Genomic DNA, 17641 nt, shown 5'->3' with positions numbered 1-17641 from the left:
CCGTGGGTACGGAGTGGGACGTCCGCAGACCTGTCGCTCGGGCGCTCCCGCCGACAGGGACTGCAAGTGGAGCCGAGGAGCTGCGGTGGGCACGAGCACGGTTGGGAACCGGTCTCAGAACGGGGCGGCGGCGGGCATTCAGCTGCCCTCGGTGGCCTGGGAGATGGAGGAGGGGCCGGCCGGCGCGGGCCCGGTGGCCCCGGCCGCGCCGCCGGCCGTGCCGCAGTACGGGCAGGTCGCCGCCGTTCCCGCCTCGCTGCCCGACCCGGGCCCCGACCCCGACCCGGGGGCCGCGGCGGAGGCCGAGGCCGAGCCCGCCGGTCCCGCCCCGTCCGGGCGCCGGGCCCGGCTGAAGCGGCCCGTGATCATCGCCGCCGCGACCGTCGGCGTGGTGCTGATGGGCCTGCCGTTCCTGATCACCGACGGCGGCAAGTCCGGCCGCGGCGGCTCCGGCAACGGCGGTCACAGCACGGCGGACCGGCCCCCCGTCGAGGGCCCCGAGCTCGACGACCTCGCGCAGCCCCCGGCGCCCGCCGACCCGGTCGTCCCCGTCCCCGGCGCCCCGGCCGGCGACCCGACGCAGGGCCAGCCGGCCACCCCCGGCGGGGATCCGGCGGCCCCGGGGGCCCCGGTCGTCCCCGGCGGCCCGCCCGGGACGACCACCGGAACCGTCCCCGGCGCCGGGACGGCTCCGGGCACCGGCAGCAGCCCGCTCACCCGCCCCAACCCGGGCGCCCCGGCGCCGGGCGGCAACGGCGGCGGTGGCGGTGGCAGCACCGGCGCGGGCGGTGGCTCCGGCCCCGCCCCGGGCTCCGGCTCCGGCTCCGGCACCGTCCCGGCCCCCGTGCCCCAGCCGCCGGCCCCCGGGCAGCCGCCCGCCCCCCAGCAGCCGCCCGCGGCCGGCAAGCCCGCCCCGCCCAGCTTCAGCGCCATCGGCGGCAACGGCTGCGGCAACTCCGCCGTCAGCTTCGCCAAGAACGGCTGGTGGACCCAGGGCACCGCCGGCTGGCTGACCAACTCCGCGGGCGGGTACACCGGTTCGGGCTGCAACGGCTCGTACGTCTCGCTGCCGATGTCCGGCGCGGCGAACAAGGACGACCCGGAAGGCAACTCGGCGGTGTGGACCTTCTCCACGGCGCCGGTCACCAGCGGCAGCTGCCGGATCTCCGTCTACGTCCCGAACAACGGCGACCTCAAGGCGGTGGGCGGCAAGCCCTCCTACTACACCGTGGCGAACGCCTCGGGCGGCGCCGGCGCCTTCAACGTCGACCAGCCCGCGAACCGCGGCAAGTGGTACGACGCCGGCCCCTTCCCGGTCAGCGGCGGACGGATCTCCGTCACCCTGCACTCCCGGGGCATCGACTGGGGCGGCAGCGCCGACAAGGCCCACCACGCAGCCGCCGCCGTGCGCGCCGACTGCACCGGCTGACGGGTAGCCAGGTCATCCGCGAGCCACCGAGTCGGCCACCGGGCCGTCCACCGAGCGAGTCACTGAGAGGGAAGGCCACGCCATGTCGCGCCACGTGCTGACGGTATGCCCGGAACAGCGGGACGGCCGCTACCGCACCATCGGCGACGCGCTCGCGGCGGCCCGCAGCGGGGCGGTGATCTCGGTACGCCCCGGGCGCTACGAGGAGAACCTGGTGATCAACAAGCTGGTCACCATCACCGCCGCGGAGGCCCGGGGCACGGTCCGGATCACCGCCCGGCGCGGCTGCGTGGTCCAGGTCACCGCCGAGGCGGTGCAGCTGACCGGCCTGATCCTCCAGGGGCAGGACGAGGAACTGCCCGCCATCGACGTGCCGCGCGGCCAGGCCGCCGTCCAGGACTGCGAGGTCGTCGGCAGCTCCTGGACGGCCCTGCTCACCCGCGGGGACGGCACCCTGGCGATGCGCGGCTGCCGGGTCACCAACCCGGCCGGCGCGGGCATCGTGGAGACCTCCACCGGCAGCAGCGTCATCGAGGACTGCGTCATCGAACACCTCGGCAGCTCCGCCGTCGTGATCGGCGAACGCGCCAACCCGCTGCTGCGCAACTGCGTGCTGCGCGACGCCCGGGGCAACGGCATCTGCGCCAACGGCGAGGCCCGGGGCACCTTCGAGAGCTGTGAGGTCTCCGTCACCGACAAGCCCGGCATCGCCCTGGAGGAGCACAGCACCACCCGGCTGCTGCGCACCACCGTGCGCGACACCACGATCGGCGTCTACATCTCCTCCACCGCCCGGGTCTCCCTGGAGGACTGCACCGTCACCGGCACCTCCGGGCACGGCTTCGTGCTCGCCGGGGGCACCGACCCGCTGCTGCGCCGCTGCCGCGCCTCCCGGACGGCGGGCCACGGCGTCCACGTCACGGCCCGCTCGCGCGGCACCTTCGAGGACTGCGAGATCGACGGCGGCGAGGGCACCGGCCTCTGGGTCGGCGACTCCGCCGGGCCCTCGCTGGCCCGCACCGTCGTCCGCGACTGCGCCGACGGGGTCGAGCTGACCGGTGCCAGTGCGGCCGACGTCGACCGGATGGAGGTGCGGGACGTCACCGGCACCGGCGTGCTGATCACCGACGGCGCCAACCCGAGGCTGCGCCGGGTCGCCGTCCACCGGGCGAAGGGCGACGGCGTGGCCGCACTCCGGGACGGCCGCGGGCAGCTGGAGAACTGCGAGGTCCTGGACGCGGGCCGGGCGGGCGTGCGGATCGCGGAGGGCGCCGACCTCCGGCTCGGCTCCACCGTGGTGCGCGGCGCGGGCGGCTCCGGGGTGCTGCTCGGCCGGGTCGGCACGGCGACGCTGCGCGACTGCGAGGTGTCCGGCTCCGCCGAGGACGGGGTCACCGCCGAGGACGGCGCCGAACTGACCTGCACCCGGGTCCGGGTGACCGGCAACCGCCGCCACGGCGTGCGGATCGGGGCCGGCGCCCGGGCCGCCCTGGCCCAGCTCACGGCGAGCGAGAACACCGGGGACGGGGTGCGCACCGACTCCGTCGAGGCCGTCCGGCTGACCGGCTGCACCCTCTCCCGCAACCGCGGCTCCGGCCTGCGCCAGGGCGCGCCGAGCGAGCGGCTGTCGGTGGAGGACCTGGTCAGCGAGGAGAACGAGCTGCCGGACGCGCACGGCACCGCCACCACCGGCGCCGCGCCCGCCCCGGCGGCCGCACCGCAGACCGGGGCGGCCCCCGGCGCCCCGGGCGGCGCCGCGGGGGAGCCCGCCGCCGCGGGCGGGGCCGTGCCGGACGGCCGGCCGGGCCCGCTGGAGGTGCTGGAGTCACTGGTCGGCCTGGCGGGCGTCAAGGAGCAGGTCGCCACCCTGGTGAACCTCAACAAGCTGGCCCGGCGCCGGGAGCTGGCGGGCATGCCCGCGCTGCCGATGAGCCGCCACCTGGTCTTCGCGGGCCCGCCCGGCACCGGCAAGACCACGGTGGCCCGGCTGTACGGCAGCATCCTGGCCGAGCTGGGGGTGCTGCGCAGCGGGCATCTGACCGAGGTGGCCAGGGCCGACCTGGTGGCCTCGGTGATCGGCGGGACGGCGCTCAAGACCACCGAGGTGTTCCAGTCGGCGCTCGGCGGGGTGCTCTTCCTGGACGAGGCGTACACGCTGTCGGCGGGCTCCGGCGGCAGCGGCCCGGACTTCGGGCGGGAGGCGATCGACACCCTGGTCAAGCTGATGGAGGACCACCGCGAGGACATCGTGGTGATCGTGGCGGGCTACTCGGCCGAGATGACCGACTTCCTGGCCTCCAACCCGGGCCTGGCCTCCCGGTTCAGCCGGACCGTGGAGTTCGCCAACTACTCGGTGGAGGAGCTGGTCACCATCGTGGAGCGAGCGGCCGCCGGGCACGGCTACGAGCTGGCCGGCGGCACCAGGGAGGCCCTGTCCGGGCTGTTCGAGCGGCTGCCCAAGGGCGAGGACTTCGGCAACGGCCGGGCGGCCCGCAAGGTGTTCGAGGAGATGGTCGACCGCCAGGCCACCAGGCTCGCCACCCGGGCAGACATCTCCGACGAGGACCTGGCCCTGCTGGTCCCCGAGGACGTCGCCCCCGAGGAGGCCCCGCAGGCCGCCCGCCGGGACGGCACCGAACTGCTCGCCGAACTGCGTGCGATGGTCGGCCTGCCGGCCGCCAAGGAGCAGGTCGAGGACCTGGTCAACCTGATCCGCCAGGTGCGTCGGCGGGAGGAGGCCGGGCTGCCCACCGCCACCATCAGCCACCACCTGGTCTTCGCCGGCCCGCCCGGCACCGGCAAGACCACCGTCGCCCGGCTCTACGGGCAGCTGCTCGCCGAGCTGGGGGTGCTGCCGGGTGGGCAGCTGGTCGAGACCGCCCGCGCCGACCTGGTCGGCCGGTACGTCGGCCACACCGCCCAGCTCACCAAGGAGGCCTTCGACCGGGCCCGCGGCGGGGTGCTCTTCATCGACGAGGCGTACACCCTCACCCCGCGCCACGGCGGCGGCAGCGACTTCGGCCAGGAGGCGGTGGACACCCTGATGAAGCTGATGGAGGACCACCGGGACGAGGTGGTGGTGATCGTCGCCGGCTACGAGGACGAGATGCGGCACTTCCTCGCCTCCAACCCGGGCCTGGCCTCCCGCTTCTCCCGCCAGGTCGAGTTCGGCCACTACACCGACGACGAACTGGTCACCATCGTGGGCCGGCTCGCCGAGAACGCCGGCTACACCTGCGCGCCCGAGACCCTGGAGGCACTGGCCCGCCTGTTCGCCGCCGTCCCGCGCGACCGCACCTTCGGCAACGGCCGCTTCGCCCGGCAGACCCTGGAGGGCATGATCACCCGCCAGGCCGGCCGGCTCGGCCGCCTCGACTTCGCCGACCTCTCCGAGCTCAGCCTGCTGCTGCCCGAGGACATCGCGGTGGAGCGCCTGGGCAGCTCGGTATGACCCCCCAGGGCCCAGGGCCTGCCCCGCCTGCGCCCGGCGGTGCACGCACCCTGACGCCGCGGCCCGATCCGGCACCGTTCGCGGGGCGGGCCCCAGGAACTCCCCGGGAGGCGGTCCGCCCGGTGGGGGCGGCCGTCCGCCGGGGGCGGCGGGGGGTCGCCGGGGCGGCGGCGGTGTGGGCCGCCGCCGCCCTGCTGGGCCCCGTCGCGCCGGCGGTCGCCGACGCGCCGGGGGCCCCGGCCGGAGCAGCGGCCGCCCCGCCTGCGGCCGGGGAGCTCCCGGCGATGAGCCAGACGCTCCCGGACGTCCGGGAGAACGGCTGCCGCAAGCCGTCCGTCCGGGCGACCGTCGACCGCGCCCCGTGGGCCCAGGTCTACCTGCGGCCCGAGTCGGCCTGGTCGCTCGGCCGGGGCGCCGGGGTGACCGTCGCCGTGCTCGGCTCCGGAGTGGACGCCTCGGCGGGCACCGGTGCCGGGGTGCTGGCCGGCCGGCTCCGGACGGGCCCCCGGCTGCACGGGCAGGGCGACGCGGGCCGGGACTGCGTGGGCCACGGCACCTTCCTGGCGGGCCTGGTCGCCGGCCGCCGTACGCCCGACAACGGACCGGCCGGGATCGCCCCCGAGGCGACCGTCCTGGCCGTCGCGGTCACCGACGACGCCGGGACGACCACGCCGGACCTGCTCGCCCAGGGCATCCGGGCGGCGGCCGACGGCGGCGCCCGGGTGGCCGTGGTCGGGGTGCCGGTGCCGGCGCCGAGCCAGGCGCTCGCCGACGCCGTCGAGTACGCCACGGCAAAGGGGCTGCTGCTGGTCGCCCCGGCCGGGCCGGACGGGCAGTCGGGCAGGGGCGCGGTCTTCCCGGCCGGCTACCCGGGCGTGCTCGCGGTGGCCTCGATCGGTCCGGGCGGCGCACCCTCCCCGGGCGACCCGGGTTCCGGCGGCGCGGCAGGTGGCAGCGCGGTCTCCGGCGGCTCCGGCGGCGCAGCGGGCGCCGGTCCGGGCGCCCGGGTGGACCTGGCGGCCCCCGGCGAGGGGCTGCAGGCCGCCGGGCCGGGCGGCGGCTACTTCACCGCCTCGGGGCCCAGCGGCGCCGCCGCCCTGGTCGCCGGCACGGCCGCCCTGCTGCTCTCCCGGGAGCCCGGGTGGACGCCGGCCCAGGTCGCCGAGCGGCTCAAGTCCACGGCGTACCGCCCGGGTTCGTCGCTCCCGGACCCGGCCGTGGGCTGGGGCACGCTGGACGTGGTGGCCGCCGTGACCGCCCAGCCCCCGGCCACCGCCGCCCCCTGGGCCGTCGTGGAGCCGGTCACCGTCCCGCCGCCCGCCGACCGGACCGCCCTGGCCCGGGCCTCGACGGTGGCCGGGGCGAGTGCCGCCCTGGTCGCGGTGGTCGCCCTCGCCGCCGCGGTGGCCCGGGCGGGCCGCCGCCGCAGCGCGTCCTAGGGCGTGTCTGGCCCCGCCCCCTCCCGCCCAGGACAAGGGCCGGGCGGCACCGACGTGGCATGGGTCACGTCGGAATCGGGCGGTTTCGGGTGTTCTGCCTGGTGGTTGCCGGACTGTCGGTGGGGTGACCGGCCCACCGGGGGTCCGTGATCGCGCCGGGTCTAAATATGATCGGAAGCCACGTTCGTCGGTTGCCAGTGCTGTACGTATGTGCAACCCGGGGGCGGTCCCGACCGTCTCTCTGTGTGCGGTGCGCCAGATCGTCCGGGGCGTCGCTTCCGTCGGTGAAAGGTACGCGCATGTCAGGTCAGTGGGGCGAGGGCCCGGCCCGGGGCGAGGACGCGTCCGGCGCGCTCACGACCGAGGGCACGGAGAGCGGCGGCACCGTGCCGTCGCCGCGCTCCGGTGGCCGGGCGGAGGCCCGCCGTGCGGCCCAGGGCAAGGGCGGCCGCGGTGGCGACGGCGGCCGCGGTGGCGACGGCCGGGCCGAGGGCGGTGCCGGCGGCCGGGCGGCGGCGCGCAAGAGCGCCAAGCCGAAGAAGAACGTGAAGAAGATCGTCGCCTGGACGACGGCGGGCGTGCTGGTGGTCATCGCCGGCGTGGGCGGCGCGATCTACTTCAAGCTGAACGCCAACATCAAGTCCTTCGACGGCGACGCGATAGCCACCGACCGCCCGCCGGAGTCGAAGGCCGACGCGGACGGCAACAAGCCGGTCAACGTGCTGCTGATCGGCTCCGACAGCCGCGGCAAGAACAACGCCGACCTCGGCGGCGGCGAGGACGGCGGCGCCCGCTCGGACACCACGATCCTGCTTCACGTCTACGCCGACCACAAGCACGCCGTGGGCATCTCGATCCCGCGCAACGCGATGGTCCAGATACCGTCCTGCAAGCTCCCCAACGGCAAGTGGACCAAGGGCGGCAACACCGACCTCTTCAACGCCGCCTTCTCGACCGGCGGCAGCGACGACGGCAACCCGGCCTGCGCCCAGAACACGGTGGAGAAGCTCACCGGCATCCGGGTCGACCACACCCTCGTGGTCGACTTCAACGGCTTCGCCTCGATGACCAAGGCCGTCAACGGCGTGGACGTCTGCCTGCCGCAGCCGATCTACGAGGGGGACATCAACCCCAACCTGCACAAGAAGGGCGCGCTGGTCCTCCCGCAGGGCAAGCAGACCGTGGACGGCCAGAAGGCGCTGGACTACGTCCGCCTGCGGCACGGCATCGGCGACGGCTCGGACATCGGCCGGATGAAGCGCCAGCAGGCCTTCCTGGGCTCGCTCGCCTCCAAGATCAAGAAGGAGGGGATGAACCCGACCACCCTCCTGCCGCTGGCCGACGCCGCGACCAAGTCGCTGACCGTCGACCCGGGCCTGGACTCCGCGGACAAGCTGCTCTCCTTCGGCCTGTCGCTCAAGAACATCGACATGAGCAACCTCAAGTTCGTGACGGCGCCCTGGCGTTTCCGCACCCAGGACTCCAACATCGACCTGATCCAGCCGGACGCCAACAAGCTCTGGGACACCCTCAAGGCCGACCAGACCATCGACGGCCAGAACGCCACCGGCCAGCAGCCCGACGCCCCCGCCAGTGGCACCAGCCCGGCCCCGCAGCCGCCCGCGGCCACCACCCCGCCGGCCCCGGCCGGGGACGCCGGCAACGCCGCGATCAAGGTCGCGGTCTACAACGGGACGCTCGTCAACGGCCTGGCCGGCAAGGGCACCGAGCAGCTGAAGGCCGCCAAGTTCACCGCCTCCACGGCGGGCCAGGCCGCGAACACCAAGTACAAGACCACCACGATCGAGTACGGCTCCGGGCAGAAGGCCAACGCGGAGAAGATCGCCGCGCTGTTCCCCGGCGCCGAGCTCGAATCCGGCACCGCGCGCGGCATCTCGGTGATCGTCGGCCAGGACTTCGCGGCGGCCGTCGGCCTCGCGCCGGGCTCGACCGGCGCGGCGCCGGCCGCCACCCCGGGCGTCCCGGCGCCCCCGCAGCCGCTGCCCACCACCGTCACCAACGACGCCCGCTCGGCGGACGACGACATCTGCGCCAACACCACCTACGGCAGCGGCGGCTGACCGCCCCACCCGCCGCGGACCCGACCCCCGCACCGACCCGCGCACCGACCCCCGGACCGGCGCCCCGGACATCCCCGGGGCGCGCGGGCCCGGGGGTCGTGCCATCGTGAGGAGGGGCCACAGGAGGGGGCCCAGCGGGCACCGAAAGGCGGACGCCATGCCCGAGATCGCCCTGCAACTCGACATCGCCGCACCCCGGGCCGTCGTCCTCGCCGCGCTCACCACCCACGACGGGCTCACCGCCTGGTGGACCACCGCCGTGGACCGGGAGGACGACGTCCTGCTCTTCGACTTCCCCGACGTCCCCGAGCCCTTCCGGCTCCGGGTCGAGCGCGCCGACCGGGACCGGGTGGTCTGGGCCAACGCCGGGGCCTTCCCGCCGCACTGGGCCGGCACCTGGATCAGCTGGGACCTCGCCGAGCAGCCCGGTGCACCCGACCGCACCCGGCTGCTGTTCCGGCACGGCGGCTGGCAGCCGGGCAGCGAGGAGGGCGTCCCGGCGGTGGCCGGCACCTGGGCCGAACTGCTGGTCCGGTTCAAGGACTACGCGCAGAGCGGCAAGGTGCAGCCGTACTTCGTCACCGCCCGGCGGCACGACGCCCCCTGAGCCGGCCCGCCGGGCCGATGCCGTCGGACGCCGTCCGGTGGCGGGAACGCGGTGCCGGGCCGAAGGTGGCGGTGTGGCGCCGTCCCGGTGCCCGCCGCAGCCCCGCCCGACCGCCGCAGCCCTGCCGACCGCCCCGGCCGGCCACCACCGCCTCCGGGAGGCCCCGCGATGCCCGTCGTCACCGACCCGTACCCGCCCGGCACCCCGTGCTGGGTCGACCTGCTGGCCAGTGACCAGCAGGCCGCGCTCGACTTCTACCGCGACCTCTTCGGCTGGCAGGGCCAGGTCGGCCCGGTCGAGTTCGGCGGCTACTCCGTGTGCATGCTCAACGGCCGGCCGGTCGCCGGGATCATGACGGCGCCCGGGCCCGAGGACCGGCCCGCACCGCCCGTCGCCTGGACCACCTACCTCGCCTCGGACGACGCCGAGGCGAGCCACCGGGCGATCGCCGCGGCCGGCGGCACCATCCTCTACGAGCCGATGGACGTCGGGACGATCGGCCGGATGATGGTCGCCGCCGACCCGACGGGCGCGGTGTTCGGCGTCTGGCAGGCGATGGACTTCATCGGCGCCGGCGTGGTCAACGAGCCCGGCGCGCTGGTCTGGAACGAGCTCAACACCACCGACACCGCCGCGGCCGGCCGCTTCTACCAGCCCGCGCTCGGGCTGCGCCCGGCCACCGTCCAGGGCATGGACGGGTACTTCTCGCTCAACGTCGGCGACCGCACGGTGGGCGGCATGCAGGCGGTCCCCGGCTACCTGGCGCCCGGCACGCCCTCGCACTGGATGACCTACTTCTCGGTGGACGACACCGACTCGACGGTGGACGCCCTGGTCAGGGCGGGCGGTTCGGTGCTCCAGCCGCCGTTCGACCTGCAGTCCGGCCGGATGGCCGTCGTCCGCGACCCGCAGGGCGCGCTCTTCGCGGTCATCCAGGCCCCCGAGCCGCAACTGCCCGACTCTCCGTAGCCGTAGCCGTAGCCGTAGCCGTAGCCGTAGCCGTAGCCGTAGCGGTAGCGGTGCCGCAGCCGCTTCCGCGACGCGCCGCCGGGAAATGGGCGGCTTCCCCCCGTTCCCGGGTAAGACTGCACCCATGCTGGGGCTACCGGACGACATCCGTGCTTTCCTCTTCGACCTCGACGGGGTGCTCACCCAGACCGCGAAGGTGCACGCCGCGGCCTGGAAGGACACCTTCGACACCTTCCTGCGCGCCGAATCCGCCCGCACCGGCGGGCCGTTCGTCCCGTTCGACGCCGTCACCGACTACGACACCTACGTGGACGGCCGCCCGCGCCTGGACGGCACCCGGGCCTTCCTGCACAGCCGGGGCGTCGACCTGCCCGAGGGCACCCCCGACGACCCGCCCAACTCCCGTACCGTGCAAGGGATCAGCCGGGCCAAGAACGACACCGTGCTGCGGATGATCCGCGAACAGGGCGTCCAGCCGTACCAGGGCTCGGTCGACTACGTGCACCGGCTGCGCGCGGCCGGGCTGCCCAGCGCGGTGGTCTCCTCCAGTGCCAACTGCCGCGACGTGCTGCGGGCGGCGGGCATCGAGGAGCTGTTCGACGTGATCGTGGACGGCAACGTCGCCAAGGCCGAGGGCCTGCCCGGCAAGCCCGCCCCCGACACCTACCTGTACGCGGCCCGCGCGCTCGGCGTCGAGCCCGCGCACGCCGCGGTCTTCGAGGACGCGCTCGCCGGGGTCGCCTCCGGCCGGGCCGGCGGCTTCGGCGCGGTGGTCGGCGTCAACCGCACCGGCCAGGCCGCCGAACTGCGGCGCGACGGCGCCACCGTGGTCGTCGACGACCTTTCCGAGCTCCTGGGGGAGCAGTCATGAGCGAGCGCAGCACGGGGGTCCCCCCGGCCGAAGGCCGGGGGAGACTCATCAGTGGGTGCGTGTGGGCGCATGCCCCTGCCGAGCGCAGCGAGGTGGGCGCATGAGTCCCGCGGACAACTTCACGATCGACCCCTGGCAGATCACCGAACAGGGCCTGGACCTGGCCGCGATGGCCCGCGCCGAATCCGTCTTCGCGCTCTCCAACGGCCACATCGGCCTGCGCGCCAACCTGGACGAGGGCGAGCCGCACGGCCTGCCCGGCACCTACCTCAACGGCGTCTTCGAACTGCGCCCGCTGCCGTACGGCGAGGGCGGCTACGGCTACCCCGAGTCCAGCCAGAGCGTCATCAACGTGACCAACGGCAAGATCATCCGGCTGCTGGTGGACGACGAGCCCTTCGACCTGCGCTACGGCGAACTCGTCAGCCACAAGCGCTGGTTGGACTTCCGCGAGGGGCTGCTGCACCGCGAGGCCGAGTGGACCTCCCCGGCCGGGCGGACCATCCGGGTGCGCTCCTCCCGGCTGGTCTCGCTCACCCAGCGCGCCATCGCCGCCATCGAGTACAGCGTCGAAGCAGTGGACGCCCCGGTGCGGATCGTCCTGCAGTCCGAGCTGGTCGCCAACGAGCAACTGCCGGGCGGCCCCGAGGGCGACCCGCGCGCCTCGGCCGTCCTGGAGGCGCCGCTGCAGCCCGAGGCGCACCACGCCGGCGGCACCAAGGCCGTCCTGGTGCACCGCACCCGCTACAGCGGCATCCGGGTCGCGGCCGGCATGGACCACGTCATCGAAGGCCCGGAGAGGACCGACACCGTCGCCGAGGGCGACGCCGACCAGTGCCGGATCAGCGTCACCACCGTCCTCGAACCCGGACAGCGCCTGCAGCTCGCCAAGTTCATGGCCTACGGCTGGTCCGGCACCCGCTCGCTGCCCGCCGTCCGGGACCAGGTGGAGGCCGCGCTGACCGCCGCCCGGTACACCGGCTGGGACGGCCTGGTCGCCGAACAGGCCGACTTCCTGCGGGAGTTCTGGGCGACTAGCGACATCGAGATCGAGGGCGACGTCGAACTCCAGCAGGCCCTGCGGTTCGCCGTCTTCCACGTCCTGCAGGCCGGCGTGCGCAGCGAGGAACGGGCCATCCCCGCCAAGGGCCTCACCGGCCCCGGCTACGACGGGCACAGCTTCTGGGACACCGAGACCTTCGTCCTGCCGGTGCTCACCTACTGCCTGCCCGCCGCCGTCAACCAGGCCCTGCGCTGGCGCCACACCACCCTCCCGCTGGCCCGCGAACGAGCCGCCCAACTCGGCCTGGCCGGCGCCGTGTTCCCGTGGCGGACGATCCGCGGCGAGGAATGCTCCGGGTACTGGCCGGCCGGCACCGCCGCCTTCCACATCGGCGCCGACATCGCCGCCGCCGTCGCCCGCTACGTCCGGGCCACCGGGGACGCCGAGTTCGAGCGCGAGTACGGGCTCGAACTCCTCGTGGAGACCGCCCGGATGTGGCGCTCGCTCGGCCACCACGACGCCGCCGGGAACTTCCGCATCGAGGGCGTCACCGGCCCCGACGAGTACAGCGCCGTCGCCGACAACAACGTCTTCACCAACCTGATGGCGCAGACCAACCTGCGCGCCGCCGCCGAAGCCGCCGTCCGCCACCCGGGCGAGGCCGCCGCCCTCGGCGTCGACACCGAGGAGACCGCCGCCTGGCGGGACGCGGCCGCCGCCATGTACATCCCGTACGACCAGGACCTCGGCGTCCACCCGCAGGCCGACGGCTTCACCGACCACCAGGTCTGGGACTTCGAGAACACCCCGCCCGAGAAGTACCCGCTGCTGCTGCACTTCCCGTACTTCGACCTGTACCGCAAGCAGGTGGTCAAACAGGCCGACCTGGTGCTCGCCATGCAGGTCCGCGGCGACGCCTTCACCGACGAGCAGAAGGCCCGCAACTTCGCCTACTACGAGCGCCTGACCGTCCGCGACTCCTCGCTCTCCGCCTGCACCCAGGCCGTCATCGCCGCCGAGGTCGGCCAGCTCGACCTCGCGTACGACTACACGGCCGAAGCGGCCCTGATGGACCTGCACGACCTCGGCGGCAACACCCGCGACGGCCTGCACATGGCCTCGCTCGCCGGGGCCTGCATCGCCCTGGTGGCCGGCTTCGGCGGGCTGCGCGACCACGGCGAGACGCTCTTCTTCCGGCCCCGCCTGCCGTCCGGGCTGATGCGGATCGGCTTCTCCCTGCTGGTGCGCGGACAGCTGCTCGGCGTCCGGATCAGCCACGCGGAGACGACGTACACGCTGCGCCGCGGCGAGGTCACCCACCTGCGGCACGACGGCGAGCTGGTGCAGGTCAAGGCCGGTGTGCCGGTCACCCTGCCCACCACCGTCCCGCCCGCCCAGGAACGCGTCGCCCAGCCCCCCGGCCGCGAACCCGCCCGCCGCCAGCCCCAGGCGGGCCTGGCCACGGGCAAGCTCGGCCAACAGGACCACCTCGCGGCCGAGTAGCGGCCCGTTCTCCTTCCCCGGGCTCCCGGGGTGGGCCCGCGGCACCGTCGCCCGTTCGGCCCACCCCGGCTGCGCTCCCCCTCACCCCGGCGGAGGGTGCAGGTGCCCGGGACAACCTGCACCCGGCGAAGGAGGCACACCCGTGGCGAGCGTGGCCGAACAGATGGTGGAGGTGCTCCGGCAGGCCGGGGTGGAGCGGGTCTACGGCGTCGTCGGCGACAGCCTCAACCCCGTCGTGGACGCGATCCGCCGGGCCGAGGGCATCGGCTGGGTGCACGTGCGCAACGAGGAGGCCGGCGCCTTCGCGGCCGCCGCCGAGGCCGAACTCAGCGGCCGGCTCGCCGTCTGCGCCGGCTCCTGCGGCCCCGGCAACACCCACCTCGTCCAGGGCCTCTACGACGCCCAGCGCAGCGGCCTGCCCGTCCTCGCGCTCGCCTCGCACATCCCCTCCGGCCAGATCGGCACCGGCTTCTTCCAGGAGACCCACCCCGAGCGGGTGTTCACCGACTGCAGCAGCTGGTGCGAGATGCTCTCCACTCCCGCCCAGTTGCCCCGGCTGCTGCGGATCGCCATCCAGCACGCGCTCGGCTCACCCGGCGTCTCGGTGCTCGCCTTCCCCGGGGACGTCGCCGCCCTGCCCGCCGCCGGACCCACCGGCACCAGCCACTTCCTCACCGAACAGGCCGTCGCCGCACCGCCCTGGTCGCAGGTCCAGGAGCTCGCCCGGATGCTCAACGCGGCCCGCAAGGTCGCCCTGTTCTGCGGCGCCGGGGTGCGCGGGGCACACGCCGAGGTGATGGAGGCCGCGCAGGCCCTTCACGCCCCGGTCGGGCACTCGCTGCGCGGCAAGGAGTGGATCCAGTACGACAACCCGTACGACGTCGGCATGAGCGGCCTGCTCGGCTACGGCGCCTGCCACGAGGCCCTGAACTCCGCCGACCTGGTGCTGCTGCTCGGCACCGACTTCCCGTACGACTCCTTCCTGCCGCAGGCGCACACCGTGCAGGTCGACCACGACGCGACCCGGCTCGGCCGCCGCACCGCGCTCGACCTGGCCGTCCACGGCGACGTGGCCGCCACCCTGCGGGCCGTGCTGCCGCTGCTGGACGAGAAGGAGGACCGCGCCTTCCTGGACGGCATGCTGCGCAAGCACTACCGGGCACTGGAGGGCGTGATCGGCGCGTACACCCGGGACATCGAGCAGCACCTGCCGATCCACCCCGAGTACGTCGCCTCGGTGCTGGACGAGGTCGCCGCCCAGGACGCGGTGTTCACCGTCGACACCGGCATGAACAACGTGTGGGCCGCCCGCTACCTGCAGCCCAACGGCCGCCGCCGGGTGATCGGCTCCTTCCTGCACGGCTCGATGGCCAACGCCCTCCCGCACGCGATCGGCGCCCAACTCGCCTGCCCCGGCCGGCAGGTGATCGCGATGGCGGGCGACGGCGGGATCGGGATGCTGCTCGGCGAACTGCTCACCGTCGCCAAGTACCGGCTGCCGGTGAAGACCGTCGTCTTCAACAACGGCGCGCTCGGCATGATCAAGCTGGAGATGCTGGTCTCCGGCTACCCGGAATCCGAGATCGACAACGGGGACGTGGACTACGCGGGGATCGCCCGGGCGATGGGGATCCCCGCCAAGCGGGTCGCCGAGCCGGCCCGGGTCCGGGAGGTGCTGGCCGAGGCGCTGGAACGGCCGGGCCCGGCCCTGGTGGACGTGGTCACCGACCCCAACGCGCTGTCCATCCCGCCGCGCATCACCGCCGCCCAGCTGAAGGGCTTCGCGCTGGCCGCCGGGAAGACGGTGCTCTCGGGCGGCGTCGGACGGATGGTCGACCTGGCGCGGAGCAACCTGCGGAACATCCCGCGGCCGTGAGCCGGTTCCGGGGCCTTGCCTCTGAGGCAATTTTCTTGCCCACCTGGCAGGCCGGGTGTCCACTGGACACATGACCACCAGCTCCACCGGCACCCCCGCCGCCGGCGACCGGTTCGACGACCAGGAGGTCGCCGGCCTCGCCGCCCGCCTCCGCGAGCACCGGCTCGGCAGCCGCCTCACCCTGGAGGTCGCCGCCGCACGGGTCGGACTCTCCCCAGCGTATCTGTCCCGGCTGGAGACCGGCCGCCGGCAGCCCTCGCTGCCCGTCCTGCTCGGCCTCGCCCGCGCCTACGGCACCTCGGTGTCCGGGCTGCTCGGCGAGACCATGGCGGAGCCCGACCCGGTCGTCCGCGGCGGCGCCATCGAGCCCGGGCGGGCCGGCGGCTGGGGCTACCGCCGGGCCGGCGCCCCCGGCCGCGCCATGCAGGCCTTGCGGGTCCACGTCCCGCCGGGCGTGCAGGACGCGGTGGTCCGGGTCCACCCGGGCGAGGAGTGGCTGTACGTCCTGCGGGGCGCGCTCCGCCTCACCCTCGGCGACCGCGTCCACCACCTCGCCGAGGGCGACTCCGCCCACTACGACTCGCTCACCCCGCACTGCATCGCCGCCGAGTCGGAGAACGGCGTCGAACTGCTCTTCATCCACACCCTGCTGCAGAGCCCCGGCGGCGAACTCTGCCTCGGCGGCGGCCCCGCCGCGACCCACTGACCGATCGTCAGAACACCTCGGAGGAGATCACCATGGCCGATCCCACCACCACCCCCGCTGCGACCGCCGACACCGCCGCCGGCCCGAAGACCATGGACGCCGGCAAGTGGGCCAACAAGCGCGTCTACCTCCGCCTGGTCATCTACACGGCCGGCATCCACGCGTTCGCGGGCTTCATCATGCTCCTCTTCGAACTCGGCAGCCGCAACAAGTAGTTCACCCCCGCCCGCCGCCGCTCACGCCCTGCGCAGCAGCTCGCAGAGGGCCTGCAGGGCCGCCGGGAAGGCGTGGTCGGGTGGGGTGGCGTAGCCGATCACGAGGGCGGGCGGGGCGTCGGTGCTGCCCGGGGCGGCGAGGTGCCAGGCCAGGCCGTTGAGGGAGAGCCCGGCGGCCTGGGCGCGGGCGAGGAGTTCGGGTTCGGGGGTGGAGCCGGGCGGCAGTCGGAGGAGGGCGTGCAGGCCGGCCGCGATGCCGGTGACCCGGACCTGCGGGGCGTGTTCGGCGAGGGCGGCGATCAGCTGGTCGCGGCGGCGCCGGTAGTGCAGGCGGCAGCGCCGCACGTGGCGGTCGTACGTCCCGGAGGTGATCAGCTCGGCCAGGGTCAGCTGGTCCAGGACCGGGGACATGGTGTCGGCGAGCACCTTCAGCCGGGCCACCGGTTCGAGCAGGGCGTCCGGCAGGGCGAGCCAGGCCAGTCTCAGGCCGGGGGCGAGGCTCTTGGCGGCGGTCCCGGCGTAGACGACCCGCTCGGGGTCGAGGGCCTGCATGGCGCCGAGCGGCTGCCGGTCGTAGCGGAACTCGCCGTCGTAGTCGTCCTCGATGACGTACCGGTCGTGGTCGCGGGCCCACCGCACCGCCTCGGCCCGCCGGTCGGCGGAGAGCGGGGCGCCGGTGGGGTACTGGTGGGCCGGGGTGAGCAGGACGGCGCCGGGGCGGGCGTCGAGCCGGTCGAGGAGGGCGCCGTCCTCGTCGAGCGGCAGCGGGGTGGTGGTGAGTCCGGCGGCGCGGATGACGGCGTGCTGCGGCGGCAGCCCGTACTCCTCGACGGCGAGGGTGCGGGCGCCGCGGTCCCGGAGGGCGGCGCAGAGCAGGCCGAGGCCCTGGGTGACGCCGGTGCAGACGAGCAGGTGGTCGGGGTCGGTGCGGACGCCGCGGACCCGGGCGAGGTAGTGGGTGAGGGCCTGCCGCAGTTCGATCCGGCCGAGCGGGCTGCCGTAGTCGAGGGCTTCGTGGGGTGCGGTGGCGAGGGCGCGGCGGGCGGCGGCGAGCCAGGCGGTGCGGGGGAAGAGCGAGATGTCCGGCCGTCCGGACGTCAGGTCGTGCCGGGCAGTGCGCCGTTGGGGCGTGGTCCGGGCGCCGGGGCGCCGGCCGGGGCGGGCGGCTCGGGTACGGCCCGTCGGCCGACGGTGGTGCCGGAGCCCTGGCGGGAGTCGAGCCAGCCTTCGGCGGTGAGTTGGCCGTAGGCCTCGACCACGGTGTTGCGGGCGATGCCGAGGTCCTCGCCGAGGGCGCGGGAGGAGGGCAGCCGGGTGCCGGGCGCGAGCCGTCCGTCCTGGACGGCTTCGCGCAGGGCGTCCTCCAGGGCGGCCCGCAGTCCGGCGCCGGCGGCGCGCCGTTCGGTGAGGTCCAGGTGCAGGTCGCCGCCGAAGGCGGTCCAGGAGCTGGTCACGTGCCCCATTCTCGCGCGTGCGGGGGCCGGCCGGGGC

General features: G+C 75.1%; 11 protein-coding genes and 1 pseudogene. 11 read left to right on the top strand and 1 reads right to left on the bottom strand.

Translation table 11 applies throughout. The annotated features are described in order from the left end of the window. Window positions 1–85 precede the first annotated feature (85 nt). From CRP52_RS14365 to CRP52_RS14315, 11 genes are all read left to right on the top strand, one after another. Window positions 86–1429, top strand: a complete 1344-nt coding sequence (locus CRP52_RS14365) for a hypothetical protein (protein ID WP_143685741.1) — start codon at window positions 86–88, stop codon at window positions 1427–1429. An 82-nt stretch (window positions 1430–1511) separates the two neighbouring features. Further along, complete coding sequence (locus CRP52_RS14360; protein WP_097236753.1) at window positions 1512–4880, top strand: right-handed parallel beta-helix repeat-containing protein; 3369 nt, start codon at window positions 1512–1514, stop codon at window positions 4878–4880. A gap of 284 nt (window positions 4881–5164) precedes the next feature. Beyond that, the gene (locus CRP52_RS14355) at window positions 5165–6319 is read left to right on the top strand and encodes a S8 family serine peptidase (protein WP_143685740.1); all 1155 of its coding nucleotides are present in this window, start codon (window positions 5165–5167) and stop codon (window positions 6317–6319) included. A 299-nt stretch (window positions 6320–6618) separates the two neighbouring features. Continuing rightward, on the top strand, window positions 6619–8400 hold the full coding sequence (locus CRP52_RS14350; protein ID WP_097236751.1) for an LCP family protein: 1782 nt from the start codon (window positions 6619–6621) through the stop codon (window positions 8398–8400). 157 nt (window positions 8401–8557) lie between these two features. Further along, complete coding sequence (locus CRP52_RS14345) at window positions 8558–9007, top strand: SRPBCC family protein (RefSeq protein ID WP_097236750.1); 450 nt, start codon at window positions 8558–8560, stop codon at window positions 9005–9007. Between the two features lie 168 nt (window positions 9008–9175). Beyond that, window positions 9176–9976 carry a VOC family protein gene (locus tag CRP52_RS14340; RefSeq protein ID WP_097236749.1) on the top strand — a complete coding sequence of 267 codons (801 nt, stop codon included), beginning with the start codon at window positions 9176–9178 and terminating at the stop codon, window positions 9974–9976. 124 nt (window positions 9977–10100) lie between these two features. After that, window positions 10101–10847 carry an HAD family hydrolase gene (locus CRP52_RS14335; protein ID WP_179852797.1) on the top strand — a complete coding sequence of 249 codons (747 nt, stop codon included), beginning with the start codon at window positions 10101–10103 and terminating at the stop codon, window positions 10845–10847. A 100-nt stretch (window positions 10848–10947) separates the two neighbouring features. Next, complete coding sequence (locus tag CRP52_RS14330; protein ID WP_097236748.1) at window positions 10948–13353, top strand: glycoside hydrolase family 65 protein; 2406 nt, start codon at window positions 10948–10950, stop codon at window positions 13351–13353. Between the two features lie 142 nt (window positions 13354–13495). Beyond that, the gene (locus CRP52_RS14325) at window positions 13496–15229 is read left to right on the top strand and encodes a pyruvate dehydrogenase (protein ID WP_257032477.1); all 1734 of its coding nucleotides are present in this window, start codon (window positions 13496–13498) and stop codon (window positions 15227–15229) included. Between the two features lie 70 nt (window positions 15230–15299). Next, window positions 15300–15935 carry a helix-turn-helix domain-containing protein gene (locus CRP52_RS14320; protein WP_097236747.1) on the top strand — a complete coding sequence of 212 codons (636 nt, stop codon included), beginning with the start codon at window positions 15300–15302 and terminating at the stop codon, window positions 15933–15935. 32 nt (window positions 15936–15967) lie between these two features. After that, complete coding sequence (locus CRP52_RS14315) at window positions 15968–16150, top strand: DUF6126 family protein (protein ID WP_097236746.1); 183 nt, start codon at window positions 15968–15970, stop codon at window positions 16148–16150. 21 nt (window positions 16151–16171) lie between these two features. Here CRP52_RS14315 and pdxR read toward each other — a convergent pair. After that, window positions 16172–17604, bottom strand: a pseudogene (pdxR, locus tag CRP52_RS14310) (MocR-like pyridoxine biosynthesis transcription factor PdxR). Window positions 17605–17641: the final 37 nt, after the last annotated feature.

The organism is Streptomyces sp. 1331.2 (genome assembly GCF_900199205.1).
In the GTDB taxonomy this organism is placed as follows: domain Bacteria; phylum Actinomycetota; class Actinomycetes; order Streptomycetales; family Streptomycetaceae; genus Kitasatospora.
This window is presented reverse-complemented; position numbering and strand designations above follow the sequence as displayed.

What these genes read in the sequence shown, in the direction of transcription:
- CRP52_RS14360 (WP_097236753.1), top strand. Translation starts at nt 1,512, where the DNA reads ATGTCGCGCCACGTGCTGACGGTATGCCCGGAACAGCGGGACGGCCGC.
- CRP52_RS14355 (WP_143685740.1), top strand. Translation starts at nt 5,165, where the DNA reads ATGAGCCAGACGCTCCCGGACGTCCGGGAGAACGGCTGCCGCAAGCCG.
- CRP52_RS14350 (WP_097236751.1), top strand. Translation starts at nt 6,619, where the DNA reads ATGTCAGGTCAGTGGGGCGAGGGCCCGGCCCGGGGCGAGGACGCGTCC.
- CRP52_RS14345 (WP_097236750.1), top strand. Translation starts at nt 8,558, where the DNA reads ATGCCCGAGATCGCCCTGCAACTCGACATCGCCGCACCCCGGGCCGTC.
- CRP52_RS14340 (WP_097236749.1), top strand. Translation starts at nt 9,176, where the DNA reads ATGCCCGTCGTCACCGACCCGTACCCGCCCGGCACCCCGTGCTGGGTC.
- CRP52_RS14335 (WP_179852797.1), top strand. Translation starts at nt 10,101, where the DNA reads ATGCTGGGGCTACCGGACGACATCCGTGCTTTCCTCTTCGACCTCGAC.
- CRP52_RS14330 (WP_097236748.1), top strand. Translation starts at nt 10,948, where the DNA reads ATGAGTCCCGCGGACAACTTCACGATCGACCCCTGGCAGATCACCGAA.
- CRP52_RS14320 (WP_097236747.1), top strand. Translation starts at nt 15,300, where the DNA reads ATGACCACCAGCTCCACCGGCACCCCCGCCGCCGGCGACCGGTTCGAC.
- CRP52_RS14315 (WP_097236746.1), top strand. Translation starts at nt 15,968, where the DNA reads ATGGCCGATCCCACCACCACCCCCGCTGCGACCGCCGACACCGCCGCC.